The organism is Sulfitobacter sp. HI0040, assembly GCF_001634885.1.
GTDB lineage: Bacteria > Pseudomonadota > Alphaproteobacteria > Rhodobacterales > Rhodobacteraceae > Sulfitobacter.
Genome location: NZ_LWEX01000312.1, coordinates 1 through 291, shown reverse-complemented (window position 1 = coordinate 291; position 291 = coordinate 1). Strand labels below are relative to the sequence as shown.

General features: G+C 62.5%; 1 pseudogene. It reads left to right on the top strand.

Going from position 1 to position 291, the window contains the following annotated elements:
• Nucleotides 1-291: pseudogene (locus tag A3728_RS14330) on the top strand (potassium transporter TrkH); the annotation flags it as partial.

Below are 291 nucleotides of genomic sequence, written 5' to 3'. Positions count from 1 at the left end.
CTGTCGGATATGTCATCGGCCTGCTGGTCGCAGTGATGGGCGTGACCATGGTCGTCCCCATGCTGGTGGACATCGCCGAAGGCCGGGGCCATTGGCCCGTTTTCGTCGAATCCGGCCTGATCACGATTCTGGGCGGCAGCCTGATCGCGCTGTCCTGTGCCAACGGCAACCGCGAAGGGCTGACCATCCAGCAGACCTTCTTTCTCACCTCCGGAGTATGGTTCATGCTGCCGCTCTTTGGCGCGCTGCCCTTCATGCTGGGCGCGACGGAGGCGAGCTTTACCGATGCTT